The sequence below is a fragment of the Pseudomonas sp. FJ2-5-13 genome (genome assembly GCF_029201605.1).
In the GTDB taxonomy this organism is placed as follows: domain Bacteria; phylum Pseudomonadota; class Gammaproteobacteria; order Pseudomonadales; family Pseudomonadaceae; genus Aquipseudomonas; species Aquipseudomonas lactis.
Genome location: NZ_CP104045.1, coordinates 2,535,069 through 2,559,245, shown reverse-complemented (window position 1 = coordinate 2,559,245; position 24,177 = coordinate 2,535,069). Strand labels below are relative to the sequence as shown.

Annotated in this window: 17 protein-coding genes and 1 pseudogene; 5 read left to right on the top strand and 13 right to left on the bottom strand. The window is 60.1% G+C overall.

Annotated elements, in window-relative coordinates:
- Positions 1–47: 47 nt before the first annotated feature.
- Positions 48–2,201 (top strand): M10 family metallopeptidase C-terminal domain-containing protein, encoded by a 2,154-nt coding sequence (locus N2A98_RS11215; RefSeq protein ID WP_275623431.1) that lies wholly within the window; start codon positions 48–50, stop codon positions 2,199–2,201.
- Between the two features lie 19 nt (positions 2,202–2,220).
- Here N2A98_RS11215 and N2A98_RS11210 read toward each other — a convergent pair whose 3' ends face one another.
- The 10 genes from N2A98_RS11210 to N2A98_RS11165 form a co-directional block, all read right to left on the bottom strand.
- Entirely contained in the window at positions 2,221–3,924 is a 1,704-nt protein-coding gene (locus N2A98_RS11210) for an AMP-binding protein (RefSeq protein ID WP_275623430.1), read from the bottom strand.
- 31 nt (positions 3,925–3,955) lie between these two features.
- A complete protein-coding gene (locus N2A98_RS11205) occupies positions 3,956–5,254 on the bottom strand; it encodes an acetyl-CoA C-acetyltransferase (RefSeq protein WP_275623429.1) in 1,299 nt (432 codons plus the stop codon).
- Positions 5,251–6,141 (bottom strand): MaoC/PaaZ C-terminal domain-containing protein, encoded by an 891-nt coding sequence (locus tag N2A98_RS11200; protein ID WP_275623428.1) that lies wholly within the window; start codon positions 6,139–6,141, stop codon positions 5,251–5,253. Before N2A98_RS11200 ends, N2A98_RS11205 begins: the two co-directional genes overlap by 4 nt.
- 3 nt (positions 6,142–6,144) lie before the next feature.
- The gene (locus tag N2A98_RS11195; protein ID WP_275623427.1) at positions 6,145–7,488 is read right to left on the bottom strand and encodes a 3-oxoacyl-ACP reductase; all 1,344 of its coding nucleotides are present in this window, start codon (positions 7,486–7,488) and stop codon (positions 6,145–6,147) included.
- Positions 7,489–7,639: 151 nt separating this feature from the next.
- The gene (locus N2A98_RS11190; protein WP_275623426.1) at positions 7,640–10,150 is read right to left on the bottom strand and encodes an acyl-CoA dehydrogenase; all 2,511 of its coding nucleotides are present in this window, start codon (positions 10,148–10,150) and stop codon (positions 7,640–7,642) included.
- Positions 10,151–10,367: 217 nt separating this feature from the next.
- The gene (locus N2A98_RS11185; RefSeq protein WP_032892161.1) at positions 10,368–11,813 is read right to left on the bottom strand and encodes an outer membrane protein transport protein; all 1,446 of its coding nucleotides are present in this window, start codon (positions 11,811–11,813) and stop codon (positions 10,368–10,370) included.
- Between the two features lie 142 nt (positions 11,814–11,955).
- A complete protein-coding gene (praB, locus tag N2A98_RS11180; protein ID WP_078802984.1) occupies positions 11,956–12,441 on the bottom strand; it encodes an alkane oxidation protein activator PraB in 486 nt (161 codons plus the stop codon).
- Positions 12,442–12,575: 134 nt separating this feature from the next.
- A complete protein-coding gene (gene praA, locus N2A98_RS11175; RefSeq protein ID WP_032892163.1) occupies positions 12,576–13,070 on the bottom strand; it encodes an alkane oxidation protein activator PraA in 495 nt (164 codons plus the stop codon).
- A gap of 125 nt (positions 13,071–13,195) precedes the next feature.
- Positions 13,196–14,476, bottom strand: a complete 1,281-nt coding sequence (locus tag N2A98_RS11170) for an alkane 1-monooxygenase (protein ID WP_044273412.1) — start codon at positions 14,474–14,476, stop codon at positions 13,196–13,198.
- A gap of 294 nt (positions 14,477–14,770) precedes the next feature.
- On the bottom strand, positions 14,771–15,769 hold the full coding sequence (locus N2A98_RS11165) for an alpha/beta hydrolase (protein ID WP_275623425.1): 999 nt from the start codon (positions 15,767–15,769) through the stop codon (positions 14,771–14,773).
- Between the two features lie 287 nt (positions 15,770–16,056).
- Here N2A98_RS11165 and N2A98_RS11160 point away from each other — a divergent pair, with 287 nt between their 5' ends.
- The 4 genes and pseudogenes from N2A98_RS11160 to N2A98_RS11145 all read left to right on the top strand — a co-directional run.
- On the top strand, positions 16,057–17,595 hold the full coding sequence (locus tag N2A98_RS11160) for an NAD(P)/FAD-dependent oxidoreductase (protein ID WP_078802982.1): 1,539 nt from the start codon (positions 16,057–16,059) through the stop codon (positions 17,593–17,595).
- Entirely contained in the window at positions 17,592–18,482 is an 891-nt protein-coding gene (locus N2A98_RS11155) for an SDR family NAD(P)-dependent oxidoreductase (RefSeq protein WP_044273409.1), read from the top strand. The genes N2A98_RS11160 and N2A98_RS11155 overlap by 4 nt, the downstream gene beginning before the upstream one ends.
- Before the next feature lie 15 nt (positions 18,483–18,497).
- The gene (locus tag N2A98_RS11150) at positions 18,498–19,355 is read left to right on the top strand and encodes a metal-dependent hydrolase (protein WP_275623424.1); all 858 of its coding nucleotides are present in this window, start codon (positions 18,498–18,500) and stop codon (positions 19,353–19,355) included.
- Between the two features lie 922 nt (positions 19,356–20,277).
- A pseudogene (locus N2A98_RS11145) lies at positions 20,278–20,391 on the top strand (DUF4381 domain-containing protein); the annotation flags it as partial.
- Between the two features lie 25 nt (positions 20,392–20,416).
- Here N2A98_RS11145 and pepN read toward each other — a convergent pair.
- From pepN to N2A98_RS11130, 3 genes are read right to left on the bottom strand one after another with little or no spacing between them, the layout of a single operon-like run.
- Positions 20,417–23,074, bottom strand: coding sequence for an aminopeptidase N (gene pepN, locus N2A98_RS11140; protein WP_044273408.1), 2,658 nt, complete (start codon positions 23,072–23,074; stop codon positions 20,417–20,419).
- Between the two features lie 13 nt (positions 23,075–23,087).
- Complete coding sequence (locus N2A98_RS11135) at positions 23,088–23,918, bottom strand: DUF2797 domain-containing protein (protein ID WP_044273407.1); 831 nt, start codon at positions 23,916–23,918, stop codon at positions 23,088–23,090.
- Positions 23,915–24,175, bottom strand: coding sequence for a DUF1315 family protein (locus N2A98_RS11130; RefSeq protein WP_016972751.1), 261 nt, complete (start codon positions 24,173–24,175; stop codon positions 23,915–23,917). Before N2A98_RS11130 ends, N2A98_RS11135 begins: the two co-directional genes overlap by 4 nt.
- Between the last annotated feature and the right edge of the window lie 2 nt (positions 24,176–24,177).

The following is a 24,177-nucleotide window of genomic DNA, read 5'->3' as shown; positions in this document are numbered from 1 at the left end:
TTAAAGCGTTCTGCAACTCAACCCAATGCAACATTCGGAACACATTCATGTCACTTATCAAAAACCAACATCCTGTACACGTCGAACATCAAATTCACCCCCTCTCGATCAACACGCCAACAGCCGCCCCCTCCGCCGTTTCGCTATCGGACAAAGTTGCTCATGACCTTACCCGGGAAAACTTCAAATTAAAGGACAACAATGGCGACGGACAAATAACCGTCTCATATAAGTTTTTCAACTCATCCGACCCGGACACCGCCTGGCTTAAAAACGGTGGTGCATTTGAGTTCAGCCAGGCCAGGAAAAAAGCCTTCAAGCGCGCGATGCAGGCTTGGGAAGACGTGGTCAAGGTCAAGTTCACCGAAAATGCCAAGGACGCTGATGCTTTTTTTGTACTGCATGCCAGTGACGGTGTGGGTGGACATGCCGGCAGGCCAGGCGATGGGAAAAGTGCCATCATTGGCATCGGCGTCGGCAACAAAAATTTGCCTGCGCATTCTTCCATGATCCATGAGCTCGGTCATAGTCTGGGCTTAGGCCATCCAACCGGAAATTATCCAGAAAACAATAAAACCCATACGGCCATGAGTTACAGAAACAAATGGTGGCGTCCCGCGGACGAACGTGGCGTCAGTATTTCTGATAGTAACTTGACCCCCGCGATGCATGACATTGCAGCCGCCCATCGTTTATACACGCCCAACAATGAAACCCGAAAAGGTAATACAACTTATGGCTTCAATTCAAACACTGAGCGTGATCATTACACCTTGACCTCCGCCGACGAACTGACCAACTTTTGTGTCTGGGACAACGGTGGTGAAGATACCTTGGACTTTTCCGGTTTCAAGCAGAACCAAAAGATCAATTTGAACGCCGAGACACTCTCGGATGTGGGCGGCCGTGTGAGCAACGTCTCCATCGCCAAGGGCGTTGTGGTGGAGAATGCCATCGGTGGCTCAGGGCATGACGTACTGACCGGCAACCAGGTCAATAACAGACTAACCGGCGGGGCCGGTGGAGACACACTGATAGGCGGCGGGGGTGCTGATACCTTTGTTTACAACAAAGCCAGCGACTCCAGCCCGGCGAACCCGGACAGACTTGAAGACTTTACCAGCGGTGTCGACAAGATCGACCTGTCCAGGGTTCTCAAGGAAGCCGGCATCGAAAAGCCAACGCTGGTGAACGCACTGACCGGTCGCAAAGGCGAGCTGACGCTAAGTTACGATGAAGACGCCAAGCTGCACAAACTGGTTCTCGATGTGAACGGCAAGCTTGATTCCGCACTAGTGATTCTAAGCAAAAGGCCTATAAAGCTAGACGACATCCTGACGCAGGCTGCCCCAAAACCCGAGCCTGAGCCCGAATCAGACCTCACGCCCGAGCCTAAACCCAAGCCCGAATCAGACCCCAAGACCGAGCCTAAACCCAAGCCTGAATCAGAACCCAAGCCCCAGCCCAAACCCAGGCCTGAGCCAGAACCCCAGCCCAAGCCCAAGCCCAAACCTGAACTCACACCCACGCCAGCGCCAGGCTTCAAACCCGACACGGGCGACACGGTTTATGGTTTCAATGCAAATACCGGACGCCCCGGTACAACCCTCACCTCTGCCTGCGACAAACCTCAGTTCAACGTGTACGACAGAGAAGGCAACGATACCTTGGATTTCTCTGGCTTCTATCAAGACCAACGGATTGATTTAACGCCCGGCACTCGCTCCAGCGTAGGTGGCCTGCACGATAATGTGTTTATTACCTCAGAAACCCTTATCGAAAACGCCATAGGTGGCAAGGGCAACGACCGTATCAGCGGAAATAGCGCCGATAACATCCTGATCGGTGGTGCAGGCGCGGATCATCTGACCGGTAATGGCGGTTTCAATACCTTCAGCTACCATTTTTCCTGCGATTCTCCACGCAATAACGCAGACCTCCTCATGGACTTCACCACTGGCAAAGACAAGATTGACTTGAGAACAATGAGCGAAAACGCCCACGTCAAACTCAACTATGTCAATCAGTACCGCAACCAGCCCGGCGACACGATCATTGTGCACAACCCGGCCACCGGCAGGTACTTCCTGGGCGTTGATTTGACAGGCGACGGGAAGACCGATTTTTTGATCAAAAGTACCCGGCCAATCAGCAGCGAAGACGTTATCGGGCTGAACATCCAGGATGACGGTTACCTCTGATCGTTCAGGGTGGACAGCATCAACGCAAGGCCCGGCGCAGCACCTTGCCCACCGTAGTCTTGGGCAATTCCGTAGTGCGAAACTCCACATACTTAGGCAGCTTGTACCCCGTGAGGTACTCTCGGCAGTGCGCAAGAATCTGCTCCTGTGTCAGGTTCGGGTCCTTGCGCACGACGATGATCTTGACCTTCTCCCCGCTTACCGCATCTTCCACACCAATGGCCGCCACTTCGGCAACGCCAGGGTGCATGGCCACCACGTCCTCGATTTCATTGGGGTACACGTTGAAACCCGAGACCAGGATCATGTCTTTCTTGCGGTCCACCAGGCGGATATACCCGCGTGCGTCCATCACGCCGATATCACCGGTGGACAGCCAGCCCTCGGCATCCAGCACCTCGGCGGTTTCCTTCGGCCGTTGCCAGTAGCCCTGCATCACTTGCGGGCCGCGTACTTGCAACTCGCCCTGCTCGCCGATGTCCGCCAGTTCGCCGTCTTCACGTATAAAACGCACCCAGGTAGAGGGCAACGGCACACCAATGCTGCCGGTGAATTCCATCTCGCGCATGCGCGAAATATCAATGGGGCTGATGCTCACCACGGGCGAGCACTCGGTCAGCCCGTAGCCTTCGATGATCGGCAGCCCGGTCACTTCCTTCCAGCGCTTGGCCACGGCGGTGTGGGTGGCCATGCCGCCAGCAATCACCAGGCGCAGGTCGGAAAAGTCCCGTGCACAGAACGCCTTGTTTTCCAGCAAGCCATTGAACAGCGTGTTCACCCCGGCGATGCCATTGAAGCGTTCCTTGCGCAGGATCATCTGCACGCGCTTCACGTCCCGAGGGTTGGCGATGAGGATATTGCGCCCGCCCAGGCACATGAACATCAGGCAGTTCACCGTCAGGGAGAAGATGTGGTACAGCGGCAGCAAGGTCACGTTGGTTTCCTGCTTGTGCTGGTTTAACTGGTCACCGACCCAAGCCTTGGCTTGCAGCAGGTTGGCAATGATGTTGCGATGGCTGAGCATCACGCCCTTGGCATCGCCGGTGGTGCCGCCGGTGTATTGCAAAAAGGCCAGTTCTTCGCGGCCCAGGCTGACCGGCAAATGGTGCATGGCCCTGCCCTGTTTGAGCACCTGGTTGAAACGCAGCGAGCCGGGCAGCGTGAAGGCCGGCACCTGCTTCTGCACGCTGCGCAGAATGAAGTTCATCGCCGCGCCCTTGAAGGTACCCAGCAAGTCGCCAATGGCCGCGACCACCACACGCTTGACGCTGCTGCCCACCATGGCTTTTTCCAGGGTATGCGCGAAATTTTCGAAGATCACCACGGTTTCGGCGCCACTGTCCTTGAGCAGGTGCTTGAGTTCGTGGGCGGTGTACAACGGGTTGACGTTGACCACCACCGCCCCGGCCAGGATCGTGCCCAGCAGGCAGATCGGGTACTGCAAGCAGTTGGGCATCATCAGGGCCACGCGATCGCCCTTCTTCACGCCCTGGCCCTGCAGCCAGGCGGCAAAGGCAATGCCTTGGGTGCGCCAATCGGCATAGGTCATTTCTGTGCCGATGCTGACGTAGGCGACCCGCTCACGGAATTTTTCCAGGTGCTCCAGGAACACTTCGCGCAGCGAGGGGTAGTTCTCGATCCCGGCCTCAATGTCCGCCGGCACGCCGGGCAGGTAAGTGTTCAACCAGATGCGTTCGGTGTGTTCCAGGCTGATAGCGTTCATGGCAGTGTCCTTATTGTTGTGTTTGATAGCGCTACTTTTCGACGATGGCGGTGATGCCCAACCCACCCGCTGCGCAGATCGAGATCAGGCCGCGGCCGCCACCGCGTTCGTGGATGGCCTTGGCCAGCGCCGCCAGTTGCCGGCCACCTGTGGCCGCAAAGGGATGACCGCAGCCCAGTGAGCCGCCGTTGACGTTCATCTTGGCCCGGTCGATGGCGCCCAGGGGAGCGCTCAAGCCGAGTCGCTCGCGGCAATACTGCGGGTCTTCCCAGGCTTTGAGCGTGCACAACACCTGGGCGGCGAACGCTTCGTGAATCTCGAAAAAATCGAAGTCGGCAAAACTCAAGCCTTCACGTGCAAGCATGCGCGGCACGGCGTAAGCCGGCGCCATCAGCAGGCCCTCGGTGCCGTCGACAAAATTTACCGCGGCCGTTTCGCCCGTGCGCAAGTAGGCCAACACCGGCCAGCCATTGGCGGCAGCCCATTCTTCACTGGCCAGCAGCACCACCGAGGCGCCATCGGTCAAGGGCGTGGAGTTGCCGGCGGTCAGCGTGCCGTTCTGGCGGTCGAAGGCCGGCGACAAGCCTGCGAGCTTTTCGAGGCTGATATCGGCACGCAGGTTGTTGTCACGGGCCAAGCCGCGATAGGGGCTGATCAGGTCGTCGAAGAAGCCGCGTTTATAAGCCGCATCCAGGCGCTGGTGGCTGGTGAGGGTCAGCTCGTCCTGGGCCAGGCGCTTGATCTGCCAACGCTTGGCCATTTCTTCGCAATGCTCGCCCATGGACAGCCCGGTGCGCGGTTCGCCATTACGCGGCAGCAACGGCTTGAACAGCATCGATGGGCGTACTTTCAACAAGGTTTTGAGCTTGTCGCCCAGGCGTTTGGCGCGATTGGCCGCAAGCAAGGTATGGCGCAAGGATTCGTTGATGCCAATGGGCGCGTCGGAAGTAGTGTCGGCACCACCGGCAACGCCCACTTCGATCTGGCCGAGGGCGATTTTATTCGCCACCAGCAGCGCGGCTTCAAGGCCAGTACCACAGGCTTGTTGTACATCATAGGCCGGGGTTTGCGGGGAAAGCGTGGTGGACAACAGCGCCTCGCGGGCCAGGTTGAAATCCCGCGAATGCTTGATCACCGCCCCAGCGGCAAACTCACCCAGGCGCTGGCCGTGCAGGTTGTAGCGCTCCACCAACCCTTGCAGGGCGGCGACCAGCAGGTCCTGGTTACTGTCGTGGGCATACACCGTGTTGGAGCGCGCAAAGGGAATACGGTTGCCGCCGATAATCGCCACGCGGCGGGTCGGGGCTGGGGTAAAGCTGTAGTCGCTCATTGCTGGCTCTCTTTGCAAATGAATAGCCCGCGCATATGGGGCTTGTCCCCGGCGAAATTGCGCACTTCGAACTCGCGCCGTGGGCCGGTCACGGGGTGGCGCCACAAGGCAACCTGGCCGGGCAGGAAGATCGGCAATTTGAAGTCGCAATGGGCCTCGGCCTGGTCCAGGCCGCCGGGTGGCTGTTGCGCTGCCAATGCGCGGCCCAGGGTCCACATGCCATGGGCGATGGCGCGACGAAAGCCGAAGAGTTTGGCACCGATGACCGACGTGTGAATGGGGTTGAAGTCCCCCGAGACCTTGGCAAAGCGTCGCCCCAGGTCGGCGGGCAGCACCCAACGCTGGGTGCGTAACAGGCCGTCTTCCCGCAGTGGCAGAGGGTCATTCCAGGGTTCACCCACCGGATTGCTGACGTCACGGCGCAAGTACAGGCTGTCGCTTTCCCACACCAGGGTTTCCTGGCTGTAGGCCCGAGTCGCGATGCTCAAGGCCTGCCCTTTCGGATGGGCCACCCAGCGCTCGCAATACACTTCCAGGCGCAGCGCCTGGCCCTCGTGCAGGCGCTGGTGCTGACGAATACGATTGGCCAGGTGCACCATGCCGCTGGCCGGGTACGGGAAGCTTGGCCGGGTCAGCAGCAGCAGGTGCAGTGGGAACGCCAGCACATGGGGATAGGACAATGGCACGCCCTGCTCGCGACGAAAGCCGCACGCCCGTGCGTAAGCGGCGATACCGGCCGGCGAAAGCTCCACCGCGCTGCGCACCAGGCGTGCGGTGGGCAATGGCGGCGCACCGTCGAGCTTGGGTTTGCGCAAGGCACGCAGGCCGTCGAGCAGCAACTGCGTGCGCGACGGCGGTGGGTCGATAATCTGTGTCACGTAGTCCATCGGTCAGGCTCCCAACAGGCTTTGGCCACACACCCGCACCACCTGGCCATTGACCCCGCCCGACGCCGGATGGGCCAGCCAGGCGATGGTCTCGGCCACGTCGATGGGCTGCCCGCCCTGGGACAACGAATTCATGCGCCGCCCCGCTTCACGGATCATCAGCGGGATTTTCGCGGTCATCTGGGTTTCGATAAAGCCGGGCGCCACCGCGTTCACCGTGACCTGCCGGCCTGCCGCACGCGGTGCCAGGCCCTGTACCAGGCCGATCACCCCGGCTTTGGATGTGGCGTAGTTGCTTTGCCCCAGGTTGCCGGCGATACCGGAAATCGACGACACGCACACAATGCGCCCGCCAGGGTTCAAACCCTGACTGTCGAGCAAGGCCTCACTGAGCTGCCACGGCGCTTCGAGATTGACCGCCAGCACACTGCGCCAGGCGGCCTCGGTCATTTTGGCGATGGTCTTGTCGCGGGTGATCCCGGCGTTGTGCACCACCACATCAAAGGCGCCGTATTGGCTGACGTGGGTGTGCAACAGCGCGGCGGTGTCGGCGGCGGTAATATCCAGGGGCAGCGCCGAACCGCCCACGCTGGTCGCCGCCTGCTGCAAGGCTTGCTGGGCCTGGGGCACGTCGACGCACACCACATGGGCACCGTCGCGCGCCAGCACCTGGGCAATTGCCAGGCCGATGCCACGGGAGGCGCCGGTGACCAGGGCGCGTTTACCGGCAAAGGGTTTGTCCCAGTTGACGGCGGCGTGGCCATCGACCGGTTTTTCCAGGCGCACCACTTGCCCCGAGACATAGGCGGAGCGCCGCGACAGGAAAAACCCCAGGCTGCTGTCCAGCGCATCTTCGGCGCCCGGCGCCACGTACAGCAATTGCACGGTGATCGCCCGGCGCAGCTCCTTGGCCAGCGACCGCACCAAGCCCTCAAGGGCACGTTGGGCGATGGCCTGGGGCAAGTCGTTACAATGCTCGGGCGCGGTGCCGAGTACGACCACCCGGCCATGCTGGCCCAGGCGTTTGGCATTGCTGTGAAAGAACAGGTAGAGCTCATCCAGCTGTTGCAGGTCGGTCACGCCGCTGGCGTCGAACACCGCGCCTTGCACCTTGACCGTGGACGGCGCCTTGAGCGTCGCCGGGGTCGCGGCGACGGTATCGGTGGCGCTGAAGAGGCGCTGCACCGAGGCCACCAGGCGCCCTGCCCCGGCGATGATCACCGGGTTAGCCAGGCCAACCTGGCCGCTGCGATGCCGTTGCAATGCCAAGGGTTGCGGCAAGCCAACGGCCTGGGCCAGGCGCCGGCCCCAGGGAGAATTGACGAACGAAAGGTAGCTGTCACTCATAGAGGGTTCCACTCACAACACAGTTCTTGTCTTGTAAACCCGATCGATGTGGGAGCTGGCTTGCCTGCGATGCCGGCGACTCGGTGTATCAGTCAAACCGAGGTGATGCCATCGCAGGCAAGCCAGCTCCCACAGGTGGACCGTGTTTCTCCTAGTTGACCGGGACGCTGCGCCGTTTGGCCACCGGTTCGAGCGCCTGCTTACGCTGCTGCAGGGCCTCCAGCAAACCAAAGTCCTGGGGGAAGTCATCCACCTGGATACCGTGGTCGGCGTATTCCACATAGCGCGCCAGCAAGGCGTCTTCGTCGTCGCTGATCAAATCCAGCGCCCGCGCCTTGACGCGCCAATCGGTAAAGGCCGTGGCAGCAATCGGCAGCGGGCCGAGCAGACCTTGCTTGATGGCGGGTTTGAGCCGCGCCTCGATCAACTCCACTTGGGGCAACAAACGGAAACCCAATTCGCCGTAGGCCAGCTTGTCGACTTCCGGACGCGGAATGTAGGAATTGGCCAGCAAACGGTCGCGGGTCTCGCCAGGGGTCTGCACCACCTGCGCCACCTGTGCCAACAGCCGGTCCGATGGTTTGCGCAGCGGGATGCCAAACGGAAAACTCAACGTGCGCACCACCGCTGCAGCGGGTTTTGAGGGGTAGTTGTCGAGCACTTCGGCCAAGGCTTCATGGGCGCGCAGCAGCGCGTCCTGGGCCGCCCAGTGCACCAGCGGCAAGTCCGCCTGGGGCCTGCCGTCATCCTCGAAACGCTTGAGCACGCAAGACAGGATGTACAGCTGCGACAAAATATCCCCCAGGCGCCCGGTGATACTTTCCTTGCGCTTGAGGGCGCCGCCCAGCACGCCCATGGAAATATCCGAGATCAGCGCCAGCACCACCGACAGCCGATTGGCCTGGCGGTAGTAGGCAGCCAGTGCCGGGTCGGTCTTGGCCGGCGCCGCAATCAGGCGCCCGCCGGTCAGGGCATGCACCGCTGCGCGTACGGTGTTGGCTACTACAAAACTCACATGGCCGAACATCGCACTGTCGAAGTCTTCCAGGGCCTTGCGCCGGTCGGGGTTGTGCGCCGCTTCCATCTCGCGGAACACGTAGGGATGGCAACGAATCAAGCCCTGGCCAAAGATGATCAGGCAGCGGGTCATGATGTTCGCGCCCTCCACCGTAATGGCGATGGGGCTTTGCTGGTAGGCACGGGCGAGGAAGTTATTGGGGCCCATGCAGATGCCTTTGCCGGCGACGATGTCCATGCCATCGTTGACGATGATGCGCGCACGCTCGGTGACGTGGTACTTGGCGATGGCCGAGATCACCGACGGTTTCTCGCCGGCGTCCAGGGACGCCACCGACACCTTGCGCACCGCATCACACGCATATAGATGCCCGGCCATGCGCGCCAACGGCGCCTGTACACCTTCGAACTTGCCGATGGGCAGGCCGAATTGCTTGCGCATCGCCGCATAGGCGCTCGTACCGCGCACCGCCACTTTGCCCAGGCCGACGTTGGCCGAAGGCAGGGAAATCGCCCGGCCTGCCGCCAGGCATTCCATCAACATGCGCCAGCCGTTGCCGATTTGGTCGCGGCCACCGATCACCCACTCCAAGGGAATGAACACATCCTTGCCGGTGGTTGGGCCGTTCTGGAAGACCGCATTCAACGGCCAGTGACGCCGGCCGCTGTTCACCCCTGGATGGGAGGTGGGGATCAACGCACAGGTAATGCCCAGGGAACCTGGCGCGCCAAGCAGGCCCTGCGGGTCTTCGGCGCGGAACGCCAGGCCCAGCACCGTGGCAATCGGGCCGAGGGTGATATAGCGCTTGTCCCAGGTCACTTTGAAACCCAGCACTTCCTCGCCCTCATGCATACCTTTGCAGACGATGCCCAGGTCGGGGATCGCGCCGGCATCGGAGCCCGCATACGGGCTGGTCAGGGCGAAACAGGGGATGTCTTCACCGCGTGCCAGGCGCGGCAGGTAGTAGTTGCGCTGGGCGTCGGTGCCGTAATGCAGCAGCAGCTCGGCCGGGCCGAGGGAGTTGGGAACCATCACCGAAATCGCTGCCGCCGAGCAGCGTGTCGACAGCTTCATCACCACTTGGGAATGGGCGTAGTGGGAGAAGCCTTTGCCGCCGTACTGCTTGGGAATGATCATGCCGAGGAACCCGGCCTCCTTGGTGTACTGCCAGCCCTCGGGGGACATGTCCTGCCAGACCTGCGTGGTTTCCCAGTCGTTGGCGATGTCGCACAGGGTTTCGACTTCGTTGTCGAGGAAGGCTTGCTCCTCGGCGCTCAGGCTGGCCGGCGCGGCTTGCAGCAGGCGCTGCCAGTTGGGTTTGCCGCTGAACAGCTCGGCATCCCACCACACGGTGCCGGACTCGATGGCCGCACGCTCGGTATCGGACATCGCCGGCATGATCGTGCGAAACAGGCCCAGAGCCTTGGCGGTCAGCAGCTTGCGGCGCAGCGGTTTGACCGCCAGCACCACGGCGGGCAGCACCACCAGCACTGCCGCCAGGGTCATGCCCGGCACGGCCACCACGTTGAACAGGTAACCCGCCGCCAACCAGACCAGGCCAGCGCCCAGCCACAAGGTGGCGGCGGCTTGTCGATACGCCAGGGCAATCGCGGCGGCGAGACCCACCAATAACCAGATAAGCATAGGGATACCTCTACTTGATTCAGGGCGTAAAACCACACTACAAACTTCAAATCATAAATTCAAATTATGTTTTGAAATTTTTATTTAGTGTGTTGACGAAAAAATTCAGGCTGAACGACTCAGCCTTGTGGAATAAGGAATCAGAACAGCCTAAACAGCCCTGGCAGGGTCTCCAGGTGCGCTGGGAACCCTGCTCGACAACTGCCCCGCGTGCTCTTTAGAACTTGTAGGTAGCCGACAGACTGACCACATCACCTGACGATTCGGCCTTGCCGTCCAGTTGAGCGGCTCCGAGACGATCAACGTTCTTGGTCTTCAGATTGACCTTCTGAACGAACTGGTGCGAATACGCGGCATCCACTGACAGACCAGGCACAGCCTTGATGTCATAGCCGGCACCAAACGCCAAGAAGTAGCGGTCGCCGTCGGGGATCCGGGGGTCACGCGTGGAGTTACGGGTAGGTGTCTGGTCGTAAGCTACACCGGCACGCAGGGTAAGTTCGTCAGTGGCTTTATAGTCGCCACCGATCGAGGTCATCCAAGCGTTCTTGTAGTTGTACGGGATGGCAACAATAGTCGAGCCTTGCGACTTGAGTGTCAGGTCTTTGAACGACGACCATTCAGTCCACTGGGCGCTGACACCCAATGTCCAGCGATCATTGAACTGGTGTACCCAGTCAATCGCCGCAGTCGCCGGAATATCCAACTGAGTGCTGGCATGCGCCCCGTCCGGGAAAAGCTTCAGTCCGGGATACGCCATTTCAACCAATGTTTCGCCGTTCGGTCCAATAGGATTGGTCATCGCGTTGCGACCGATAGCATCCGTATAGACATTGTATTTGCCGGTCATCTTGTTTTTGATTTTGGCGTGATAGTTCAAGCCCAGGGTGTCTTGCGCCGTCGGTTTCCATACCACACCGCCAAACCAACCGACCGAAATATTATCGACTTTCACACGCATCAACGAATGTCCTACACCGGTCGGAAAGCCAGTCCCGCCGAGTCCGGGAGAGACGTCCGCCGCTGCCAGCAAGTCGACGTTCTGGCTGACAAATCCCTGGCTGCGTTGGACGATGGCGCCGCCGCCGACCGAAAACTGGTCATTGACCTTGAACGACAGTGAGCCTGTCAGGCCAACGGTCTCAATTTTGGTGTCGACTGCAAAATCCCGCAGCTTGGAGTCTTCGTTCCAAGTTGTTCTCATGCCCTGGGGGACCACCTGGCTCAAGCCAAAAGCAAAGCGGTCGCCGATTGGGATCACCAGGAAGCCGGTCGGCAGCCACGCGGTAAAGCCACCTTGCCCCCCATTATTGTTATTGAGGGTCGGATCGCCCATGTTGCCCTGATCGTCCAATACTGGCGTATTGGTCACTGGATTACCGTTGTGGTCAAAAGCCTGACCCGAATATTTGATCTTGACCCGGGCATAATCCACTGTCTGCTGCGCGATAGTTGAGTCGATGAAGGCCATGGCTGCCGGGTTGTTGTACGCGGCACTGGGGTCGTTCTTGAACAATGAACCGCCGCCAAACGCGCGACCCCAGCCGGGCGCACCGTAGGTTGGCGTAGAGAAGCCGCCCGCCTGCACATGTCCCGTGGCCATCAAACCTCCCAACAGCGCCAACCCGAGTAACGTGTGAGCGTGTTGTTTCTTATTATTCATGCGCTGCTCCTTATTATTATTTCGCCCGGCCCCTGCCGGTGGGTCGTGTGGCCGTAGGCAGACCGTAAGTACCCTGCCCAACCGATGCCTCGCGTGAGGCATCGGTCTTTCAATGGGTGATCAGCCCTCAGGAGTCACATGCTTATGGGTTAACCGTCAGTGTCGGGGCAACAACACTCAGCGATACGACAGTGCAGTTGCCGGTCAGCGACTGATTGGTAGCCGAAAGTGTTTTGGTACCTGGAGTCCACGCCACGGCAATGGTGGTAGGGCCGCAGTTAGTGGCCGGAATCGAGGTGATTTTGTAGCCTACGTTGGTCACAGTGCCGGTGGTGCCCGTCGAAGCGGTAAGAACCCAAGGCAGGTTAGTCAGCGTGGGCAGTGCGCACAGACCGCCGCCGGTCAGGGAAGCACCGTTGATAGAAGCCACGCCACCGCTAACGTTGCCGGTAAAGGTAATGCCGCACGTCACTGCTGCACCAAAGGATGAAGGTGACTTCACCACGATGGTACCGGCGTTAGTCGAGAACGGACCGTCTGGAGAAACGGAAGCCGCACTCGCCATCGACGCAGCGCCAAAGCACAGAGCAAACGAAGTTGCACAAACGAGGGTTTTCAAGCTTTTCATTGTTTTTCCTCACATGTTATGGCGATTCATTTCGCCAGGGGTAATGGCCATGATCGAGAGGTCACGGTGAAACTGCAGAACTTCCCTTTCCAGCCAAATTTCAATGTATTTACCGCTGCAACAGTCGGAACGCGTTATTCGACAACTTTGAAGTTGGTTGGCATCTTGATCGACACCGTCTTGATCTTGCAGTCTTCGCCAATCGCCACATCGCTGGCTTCCAACTTGCCAGTGGCGTTATCCCAAGTACCGTCGGCCGTCGAAGGCCCGCACTTGCCGCCCAGGCCGAAGGCATGCACATCCACGCTGATCTTCGACATGGAGCCACTTTTTGTGTCTTTGGCGATTAACACCCAAGGCAAGTTGATAGCTTCGACGCGACTGCACTTGAGGCCACCGTCGAACTCGACCTTGTCCACATTCACCGACGAACCATCGGCTGCAACCTTGCCGGCCACCTTGATGGTGCAATCGGCACTGATGAGCTTGCCTTTGGAAAAGCTGATAGGCCCCTGGGCAGTGAAGGCACTGCCCGCGGGTTCGATACGCGCAGCCTGGGCCTGGTGATACACAATCAGGCCCATGGCCGCCAAGAAGATGTGGGCGGTGAACTTGGCAGAACTTTGCATGGTGTACGTCCTTCCCTTGAAATTATTGTTGTAGGGTCAAACCAGGTGCTTGCACTCAATACTCCGGGCGATCAGAACCTGCGCGATACACAGATCCCGAGTACACCCTGAAGGCTTACTTCATCTCAAAACGGCTTGGCACTACCGCTGTACTTTTCCAGGTACTTCAAGCGTTTTGACGGTTGAAGATTGGTCAGGTTGATATCGCCGGCATAGTGATTCAGTACGCGATGGTCCATTCGACGCCGCCACAAATACGGCACATAAGCCCAGACAATCATGCTGGCGTAGCCATACGGAAGTTGCGGTGACTCATCAAAATGACGCAGCGACTGATAACTGCGCGTGGGGTTGGCATGGTGATCGGAGTGCCGTTGCAACTGGAACAGAAAGATATTGGTGACAATGCGATTACTGTTCCACGAGTGACGCGGCGAGCAGCGTTCATAACGGCCATTGGGCAACTTCTGGCGCTTGAGACCGTAATGTTCGACGTAGTTCACCACTTCCAACAACGAGAACCCGTAGATGCCCTGGATAATCAAGAACGGAATTACCGCCGCCCCCAGCCAGGCAATCATCGCGCCCCACAACACCACGCTGTACATCCAGGCGCTGAGCACGGCGTTCTTCCAGTGCAGCGCCGGCAGGCCGAGTTTGCGCAGGCGTTCGCGCTCCAGGTTCCAGGCCGACACGGCGCTGAACCACACCGAACGCGGCAGAAAAGCCCAGAAACTTTCACCCAGGCGCGAGCTGGCCGGGTCTTCCGGCGTGGCGACCCGTACGTGATGGCCACGGTTATGTTCAGTGTAGAAGTGCCCGTAGAAGGTCGGCGCCAGAGTAACCTTGGCCAGGAACACTTCCAGGGGCTTGGGTTTGTGCCCCAGCTCATGGGCGGTGTTGATGGCAATGCCGGTGGCGGCACCGGTGGACATGGCCATGCCCACATAGGTCAACCAGCTGATTTCACCGTGAAGTTCAGTGCGTGCGGTGATGAACGCGGCGGTCTTGGCCAGCCAGCTTGAGGGTTCCAGGGTGGCCGTGGCGTGCAACAAGCCGCCGTTGATGATCCAGTCGATGCCGCCTGCGGCGAGCCAACCGGTGATGACCACAGACGCAATCACAAACAGCACGCCGGTGTAGACGATCCAGCGGTAGTAGCGTTGGGATTCAAGGTGGCTGACCGCAGATTCGGGCGGGTTGCTGACGTCTTCGCCGAGCAGGCCGTCAATCAGCGGGATCAAGCCGAAGATCACCAGCACGCCCACCCACCACAGTTGTTGCACGCCTGTGGTGATGGCAAGGGCGCCAGAGAGTAAGGGAGTGGCCAGCGGCATGATGCCGAGCCACCACAGGTGGCGTTTGCCGTCGGCCCACACGTTCGCAGCTGCCAGCGTCTGGTTCATGGCAGCCTCCGAACACATTCGGTAGGCAATGCGGCAGAGATGCGCTGACTGCTGCGAAAAATCATGCATGCGATAAAAGGCGTTTTTTTCATTATTTTATTCGCTCTTAGGCATTTCAAAAATAATTTCAAATTACACATTGAAATATTTTTTTAAATAAATAGCGCGGAATCGTTAGGTCGTCAACTAGTTTCTCCAGCCCTTTTTTCCGTGACCGAGCAGTCTCTTTTCAGCCATTGGGTCAAGTATTCAGGGCAGGCATCAACGCTAATGAACCGCAGTCGAGTGGCACTGTTATTTGCTCGCCAAGGCTACAGATGGCTGTAACTGCCTACCGTTTTCACCGGGTCGAACCCGCTTGGCCACCTGCTCCACCAGCGCCGCCACGCGCTCGGAGGCGGTGATCGGCAACATATGCCCGCGGCCTTCGATCACCTGCATTTTCAGCCCTGGCACCTTGCTGGCCAGGGCTTGGCCGTGTTTCTGGAAGTCGAGCACCTTGTCTTGCCCACCGTAGATCAGGCCGATGGGCAGGGTCAGTTGGGGGTAGCGCTTGACCATGTCCGGCAGGTGATCATTGACCCGGTTGATCTCGGTGGACGCGGCGTAGAAGTTGTCGGGGCGCATGCCCAACAAGCCGCCGCCACGGCTGGCGAAGTCTGGCGGCGCAGGGTCCGGGGCGAACACGCCCTTCACCACTGAGTCTTTGGTCAGCAGGCCGATGGGCAGGGTCAAGGTGTGGGCCACCCAGCGCCGCAGCCAGGCCGGGCGCACGGCCAGAGACAGGAACACCAGCGGCAGCATGCGCTGGGGGTGAGTCAAGGGCGCAACCAGCACCAACCCAGACACCGCATGGGGATGGTCGAGGGCCAGCGCCAGGGCAATCGCGCCGCCCAGGGAGTGTCCCAGCACCAGCGGCTTGTCCAGGTCCAGCGTCTTGATAAAGGCCGCGATTTGTCGCGCCTGGGCCGGCAAGTCTGCTGGCGTGCCGCTGCGCCGGGTGGAATAGCCTGAGCCCGTCCGGTCGAGGCTGATGACGCGAAAATGCTCACGCAACTGGCCGGACAAGGCATAGGTCAGGTTGCGACTACTGCCCATCAGCCCGTGAATCATCACCAGCGGCGGGCCCTTGCCCTCTTCGACATAATGAAAGCGCTCGCCATCCACCTCGACGAAGCGCCCGTTGATCGGCACGGTCGCTTCAATGCGCCGCGTCATCCAGGCACTCAAGCCCCATAACACCGCGCTGGCGCCCACCAGCACACCCGCAGCGACAACCCACTCCACAGCCATAGCTCGGTCCTCTGCTTCCCTGCTGCTGGCGACCCGACCGGAATTGGCCTGGCCTCAGCCATCGTCCACACCCTGGACCTAGACTTCATGCATACCACGTTCGTCCGTCGGACAAATCGCTCATGCGCAACAAGGCCCTAGCGTAGGCGAATTTTTCAGGTAGATTATTTAAAATCTTTTTTAAAATAAATAATTCAATTTTCCTTTGCAATGGTGTTCTATCTAAAAGACAAAACAAAAACAGGAGCACATCCGATGCCCAAGCGCTTTATTGACGAGGCAGCCCTATGAATGCCCCCAGTGACTCAATCGACATCGCCATCATTGGCTCCGGGTTCGCCGGCCTGTGCATGGCGATCAAACTCAAGGAGGCCGGGCTCACCGACTTCTTTATCGCCGAACAGGCCGAGACACTCGGCGGTACGTGGCGCGACAACCACTACCCAGGGTGCGCCTGCGACGTGCAGTCCCATGTGTACTCGTTTTCCTTTGCGCCCAACCCGAACTGGACGCGACAGTTCGCGGCGCAACCCGAGATTCGTGCCTATCTGGAAGACTGCGCCAGGCGCTTCGAGCTAGCGCCTTACCTGCGCTTTGGCATGGGCTTGCAACGTGCGCTGTTTGATGAACAGCAGCAGCGCTGGCAACTGACCTTCACTAACGGCCGCCACGTCAGCGCACGGGTGCTGGTGTCGGGCATGGGGGGCTTGTCACGCCCGGCAATGCCAGATATCCCAGGGCTGGACAGTTTCAAGGGCAAGCGCTTCCACTCCCAGCAGTGGGATCACGAGTACGCCTTGAAGGGCAAGCGCGTGGCGGTGATCGGCACCGGTGCCAGCGCCATCCAGTTCGTGCCGCAGATCGCCCCGCAGGTAGCGCACCTGGACCTGTTCCAGCGCACGCCGCCGTGGATCATGCCCAAACCTGATCGGCCGATTTCAACGGTCGAACGGTGGCTGTTCAAGCACCTGCCGCTCACCCAGAAGCTGGTACGCGCTGCACTTTACTGGGCACTGGAAGGCCGCGTGGTGGGCTTTGCCCTGCATCCACGCCTGATGAAAATGGTGCAGAAAATCGCCCTGCGTCACCTGCGCAAACAGGTGGCCCGCCCTTCCCTGCGCAAAACCCTGACGCCGGACTACACCATCGGCTGCAAGCGCGTGCTGATCTCCAACGATTACTACCCCGCACTCTCGCGCAGCAATGTCGAAGTCGTCACCGACAGCGTGCTGCGCATCGAAGCCGACGGCGTGATCACTGCCGACGGTATCAAGCACCCCGCCGATTGCCTGATCTTCGGCACAGGTTTCCAGGCCAGCGACCCGTTGCCCCGTGGCTGCATCATCGGCCGTGACGGCATCGACCTGATGGACGCCTGGCGCGATGGCGCCCATGCCTATAAAGGCACCACCGTGCCGGGCTACCCGAACCTGTTTCTGATCGTCGGCCCCAACACTGGCCTGGGGCATAACTCGATGATCCTGATGATTGAGGCCCAGGTCGCGTACATCCTCGATGCCCTGAAACACATGCAGCGCCAGCGCATCACCACGGTGGAGGTCAAACCTGCCGTGGAGCACGCCTACAACCAGCAGTTGCAGGACAAACTCAAGCGCACCATCTGGAACACCGGCGGCTGCCAGAGCTGGTACCTCGACCCGCGTACCGGCAAGAACACCACGCTGTGGCCCGGCTCGACCTGGCGCTTCAAGCAGGTCACCCGGCATTTTGCCCTCAAGGACTACAGCGTCAGCCAGGTGCCGGCGCCCGTCCTCCCGCGTGCGGTTGCAACGCCCCACTCCACCACAGAAGGCAGCCTGTCATGAAGTCATTCAACGGCCGCGTCGCGGCGATCACGGGCGCGGCTTCCGGCATGGGCCGCGCACTGGCCCTGGCCCTGGCGCGGGAAGGGTGTCACCTGGCGCTGGCAGACAAAAACAGCCAGGGCCTGGAACACACCCAGGAGCTGATCCGCGCCTCGACCTTGGCGCCCGTCACCGTCACCATCCAAGTGCTGGACGTCTCCGACCGCCAGGCCATGCAGGCGTGGGCAGCGCGTTGTGCGGCCGAGCACGGCCAGGTCAACCTGGTGTTCAACAATGCCGGGGTGGCGCTGTCGAGCACCGTCGAAGGGGTGGATTACGCCGACCTGGAATGGATCGTCGGCATCAACTTCTGGGGAGTGGTGCATGGCACCAAGGCGTTCCTGCCGTACCTCAAGGCCAGCGGCGACGGGCATATCATCAATACGTCCAGCGTGTTCGGCCTGTTCGCCCAGCCGGGCATGAGCGGCTACAACGCCACCAAGTTCGCCGTGCGCGGCTTCACCGAAGCCTTGCGCCAGGAACTCGACCTGCAACGCTGCGGCGTGTCGGCCACCTGTGTACACCCCGGTGGCATTCGTACCGACATCTGCCGCAGCAGCCGCATCGACGCGAACATGACCGGTTTTCTCATCCACAGCGAGCAACAAGCCCGCGCCGATTTCGAAAAGCTCTTCATCACTGACGCCGACCAGGCCGCCAACGTGATCCTGCAAGGCGTACGCAAAAACAAGCGCCGCGTGCTGATTGGCCGCGATGCCTATTTCCTCGACCTGCTCGCCCGTTGCCTGCCGGCGGCCTATCAGGCGCTGGTGGTGTTTGCCAGCAAACGCATGGCGCCCAAGCCGCGTACGCCAGTGTTTGAAACCAACGACGAGCCTCGACTCTGAACAGGAGCACGCAGCATGTTGCCGATCCGTCGCGATATCCGTTTTGCCTTGCCTGCCGAGCGCATCAAGAACTGGCACGAACAAGGGCCTGTGGTCAGCCATTTCTTCAATGCCCTGTCGTTGCTGTTTCCCCAGGGCGAGCTGTTCTTCATGGACAGCGTGCGCCACTACCGTGGGCAGATCGACGATGCCGAACTGAAAAAAGAGATCCAGGGGTTTATCGGCCAGGAGGCCATGCACAGCCGCGAACACGTGGCCTATAACGACTTGCTGCAAGCGGCCGGCCTGCCGGCGCATACCCTTGACCGACGCTTGAAGTTCTTCCTCGACCTGCAGAAAAAACACCTGCCGCCGTCGTTCAACCTGGCGGTGACCATCGCTCTGGAACACTACACCGCCATGCTCGCGGAAATCCTGCTGAGCGACCCGTCGCGCTTTGGCGACTCACTCAAGGGTTACCAGCAGATGTGGTACTGGCACGCCTTGGAAGAAACCGAACATAAAGCCGTGGCGTTCGATGTGTGGAACACAGTGATCAAGCCAGGGCCTGCGCGTTACTTGCTGCGCACTGGGACCATGCTGACCACCAGCGTGCTGTTCTGGGTGGTGGTGCTGGATTTTCACGTGCGCCTGTTGATTGCCGACCGCACTTCGGGTGGCACGCTGAAGGGGCTGTGGCGCATGGTTAAATTCTTGTATGGGCCCAAAGGCGTGTTTCCACGGATGTTCCGGCCGTGGCTGCATTACTTCAAGCCGGGGTTTCATCCCTGGGATCATGACAACCGGGCGCGGTTGGCGGGCATTGACCGGTTGGTCGAAGAGATAGAGCGTACGCGCCGCAGCTACGACGCTTATCAAACTGACGCCCCCTGACCTAACTGTGTGTGGGCTTGCTCGCGAAGGCGGTGGGTCAGTCACTGAAGCTTTAACTGAACCACCGCTTTCGCAGGCAAGCCAGCTCCCACATTAATCATGTATTGCCCACAGAATCAGCGCCTAGCACAGATCCCCTGTGGGAGCGGGCTTGCCCGCGAAAGCGGTGTGTCAGTCACTGAATCTTTAACTGAACCACCGCTTTCGCAGGCAAGCCAGCTCCCACATTGGTCATGTACTACCCACAAAATCTGCGCCTGGCACAGATCCCCCTGTGGGAGCGGGCTTGCTCGCGAAGACGGTGGGTCAGTCACTGAATCTTTAACTGAACCACCGTTTTCGCAGACAAGCCAGCTCCCACATTGGTCATGTACTACCCACAAAAACTGCGCCTGGCACAGATCCCCCTGTGGGAGCGGGCTTGCTCGCGAAGGCGGTGGGTCAGCCACTGAAGCTTTAGCTGAACCACCGCTTTCGCAGGCAAGCCAGCTCCCACATTGGTCATGTATTACCCACAAAATCTGCGCCTGGCACAGATCTCCCTGTGGGAACGGGCTTGCTCGCGAAAGCGGTGTGTCAGCCACTGAAGCTTTAGCTGAACCACCGCTTTCGCAGGCAAGCCAGCTCCCACATTAATCATGTATTGCCCACAGAATCAGCGCCTAGCACAGATCCCCTGTGGGAGCGGGCTTGCCCGCGAAAGCGGTGTGTCAGCCACTGAAGCTTTAGCTGAACCACCGCTTTCGCAGGCAACCCAGCTCCCACATTGGTCATGTACTACCCACAAAATCTGCGCCTGGCACAGATCCCCTGTGGGAGCGGGCTTGCCCGCGAAAGCGGTGTCTCAGTCACTGAATCTTTAACTGAACCACCGCTTTCGCAGGCAAGCCAGCTCCCACATTGGTCATGTACTACCCACAAAATCTGCGCCTGGCACAGATCCCCTGTGGGAGCAGGCTTGCTCGCGAAGGCGGCGTGTCAGTCGACATCAATATTGACTGACACACCGCTTTCGCGAGCAAGCCCGCTCCCACAGGGGGATCGCATTAGGGCTGTGAGGGTTACGCCAGGCTCTTGCTGACCACCTCAAACACATCGCTGGACAGCTCACCCGCGCCCAGGATGCGTTCCAGCTCCGCTTTCATCAGCGCCTGCCGGGCGCTGTCGTATTTACGCCAGCGGGTCAACGGCGCCAGTTGGCGCGAGGCGATCTGCGGGTTCAAGGTATTAAGCTGGATCACCAGGTCCGCCAGGAAGCGGTAACCCGAGCCATCCGCCGCATGGAAGTTGATCAGGTTCTGCCCGGCAAAGGCGCCCACCAGCGCGCGCACCTTGTTGGGGTTCTTGATGGTGAACGCCGGGTGCTCCATCAACGCCTTGACCCGCGCCAGCCCGCCCGGCAAGGTGCTGCCGGCCTGGACGCTGAACCATTGGTCCATGACCAGCGGGTTGTCCTTGAAGTTCTCGGCAAACACGGCCAAGGCCTGGGCTTTCTCTGCTTCAAACGGCGAGTTCACCAGCACTGCCAACGCCGTCAGGCGTTCGGTCATGTTATCGCTGGTGTCGAACTGATCCAGGGTGGCCGCCAACACTTCTGGCTTGCCACTGAGCATCAAGTACGACAGCGCGATGTTCTGCAGCGCACGCCGGGCGAAGTGCTCGGCCTCTGCCACATATGGCGTTTGCTTAGATAGCTCACGGTTGGCCTGATAGCGCAGCCACAACCCTTCGAACAGGTTGTCGGCCAGTTGCTTGCGGGCAAACTCGCGGGCAGCGTGGATGGCATCCACATCCGCCACTTCGCTGATTTCCGTGAGGTAGGCTTCACTCGGCAGCGAGAGCATTTCGGCGACCATGGCCTGGTCCAGGCTTTCATCGCTCAACACCGTGCGCAGCGCGTCGATCAGGCGTTGGTCGAGCTTGAGCGGCTGGCCGGCCTGGTGCTGGCCGATCAGCTCCTGCAATACCTGCACGGCCAACTGCTGGCCAGCATCCCAGCGGTTGAAACCGTCGCTGTCGTGCTGCATCAGGAACATCAGTTGATCGCGGCTGTAGGGGAAGCTGAGCTTCACCGGCGCCGAGAAACCCCGCAGCAACGAAGGCAAGGGTTTTTCAGCAATGTCGACAAAAGTAAACGTCTGCTCCGCTTCGGTTACCGAGATCACCCTTGAGGTGCCACCTGCCGTCGCCTCACCGGCCAGGCGCAAAGCGATACCGGCGCCCTGCCCGTCCAGCAAGCCCAGCTCCACCGGGATCACGAAGGGCAGTTTCTCGACCTTGTCCGGGGTCGGCGGGCAGCTCTGGCGGAAGGTCAGGCTGTAGGTCTTGGCCGCCGCATCGTAGGCTTCGCTCACCGCCAGACGTGGGGTGCCGGCCTGGCTGTACCAGCGCTTGAACTGGCTGAGGTCGGCGCCATTGGCGTCTTCCATGGCCTTGATGAAGTCGTCGCAGGTCACGGCCTGGCCGTCATGACGTTCGAAATACAGGTCGCTGCCTTTGCGAAAGCCCTCGGCGCCGAGCAAGGTGTGGATCATGCCGACCACTTCCGAGCCCTTTTCATACACGGTCAGGGTGTAGAAGTTGGAGATCTCGATAAAGCTGTCCGGGCGCACGGCGTGGGCCATGGGGCCGGCATCTTCAGCGAACTGATGGGTACGCAAGTACGCCACGTCCTGAATGCGCTTGACCGTGGCCGAGTTCATGTCGGCCGAGAAGCCCGAGTCACGGAACACGGTGAAGCCTTCCTTGAGCGACAGCTGGAACCAGTCGCGGCAGGTCACGCGGTTGCCCGACCAGTTGTGGAAGTATTCGTGGGCAACGATGGCCTCGACGCGCTGGTGAGCGGCATCGGTGGCGGTTTCGGCGCGGGCCAGCACGGCGCTGGAGTTGAAGATATTGAGGCCCTTGTTCTCCATGGCGCCCATGTTGAAGTCGTTGACCGCGACGATCATGAAGATGTCCAGGTCGTACTCGCGGCCGTAGGTCTCTTCGTCCCAGCGCATGGATTTTTTCAGGCTGGTCATGGCGTGCTGGCACTTGTCGATATTTTCCGGCTCGACGTAGATGCGCAGCGCGACTTCGCGGTTGGTCATGGTGGTGAAGCTGTCTTCGACGCACCACAGGTCACCGGCCACCAACGCAAACAGGTACGCCGGCTTCTTGAACGGATCTTCCCAGGTCGCCCAGTGCCGGCCGTCTTCACCAGGGCCGCTGGCGATCGGGTTGCCGTTGGACAACAGCACCGGGTAGCTGTGCTGCTCGGCGATCACCGTGGTGGTGAACACGCTCATCACATCCGGGCGGTCGAGGTAATAGGTGATCTTGCGGAAACCTTCGGCCTCGCACTGGGTGCAGAACATACCGCTGGATTTGTATAAGCCTTCCAGGGCGGTGTTGGTTTCCGGGTGGATCTTGACCGTGGTGTCCAGGGTGAAGGTTTCACGCTGGGGCTGCAGGGTCAGGTGGCTGTCGGTCAGCTGGTAATCGGCGGCGGTCAGTTCCTGATCCGCGAGGGTGACGCTCAGCAACTCAAGCTGCTGGCCATCGAGCACCAGCGGTGGCAGGCCGGTACCGCGCTCGGGGTTGCGGCGCATCACCAGCTGCGCGTGGACCAGGCTGTGGTCCTCGAACAACTCGAAGGTCAGGTGCGTCTCGTCGATCAGGTAGTCCGGCGCCTGATAGTCCTTCAGGTAAATCATCTTCGGTTGTTCGGTGCGCATGCTGGGGATCCTTCTACTGATGCACGGCGAGCTGGTAGGCCGTGTATTTACGAATGTTGATGACGCCGGTGTCGAAGATCAGGTATTGGCCCTTGATCCCCAGCAGCGTGCCTTCGGCAATCGGGTTCTTGTCCAGGTTGAAGCTGACGATCTTGGTCGGATACTGCTCGACCGGGTAGCGGATTTCAATCGGCTCAATGTCGGCAATGGTTTGGATGGCTTGCAGCCCAAAGCGTTCCTGCAAACCCAGCAAGCCCTCGGCGCAAGAGGCGAACAGCTCGTCACGCACCTGCTTGAGGTCCACCGATTGCGCATCGCCCTTGAGCAAGGCGCGCCAGTTGGTCTTGTCGGCCACCTGGCTGCGAAACAGGTCTTCGACGAAGCCCGATTGCTGGCGCGTCGCCACGCGCATGATCGGCAGCGCCTGGCTGGCGCCCTGGTCCAGCCAACGGGTGGGCAACTGCGTAGCCCGCGTAATGCCAACCTTGATGCCCGACGAGTTGGCCAGGTACACCACGTGGTCGGTCATGCAGAATGTCTCGCCCCAGCTTGGATCGCGGCAGGTACCGGCATCGTAATGGCAACGCTCGGGGCTCATGATGCACAAGTCACACTGGGCCAGCTTGGTCATGCACGGGTAGCAATAGCCCTGGCTGAAGCTGGTCTTGGTCTTGCGCCCGCAATGGCTGCAATGAATCGCGCCCAGGTACTCCAGGCGTACATGGGTGCCGATCAGCGGATTGACCGGCACCTCGGTGTTTCCTAAGCGAAAGGCGTATTGAACGGTCGGCTCACCGAGTTGCGCCGACATTTTGCTGACTGCACCGCGACCAATTTCAATCAATGGATCGCATCCGACTTGAACAGGATGTTGGGTACCGGTGCCGATTTCGACGCGCATTCCTGCGGGCCCATATAGCCGGTGCGCTGGTCTTCGGGCAGGTTCTGGATTTCCCAGGCGATCACCGCTTGCAACGACAGCTCGCGCTGCTCGGCGGTGAGCTTGCGGCCATCGGACCATTTGCCGATCTCTACCGCGAGCTTGAGGCTCTCGTAGATGTCCGGGGTGATGTTTTCGATCATTTCAGCAAAAGAGGACATAA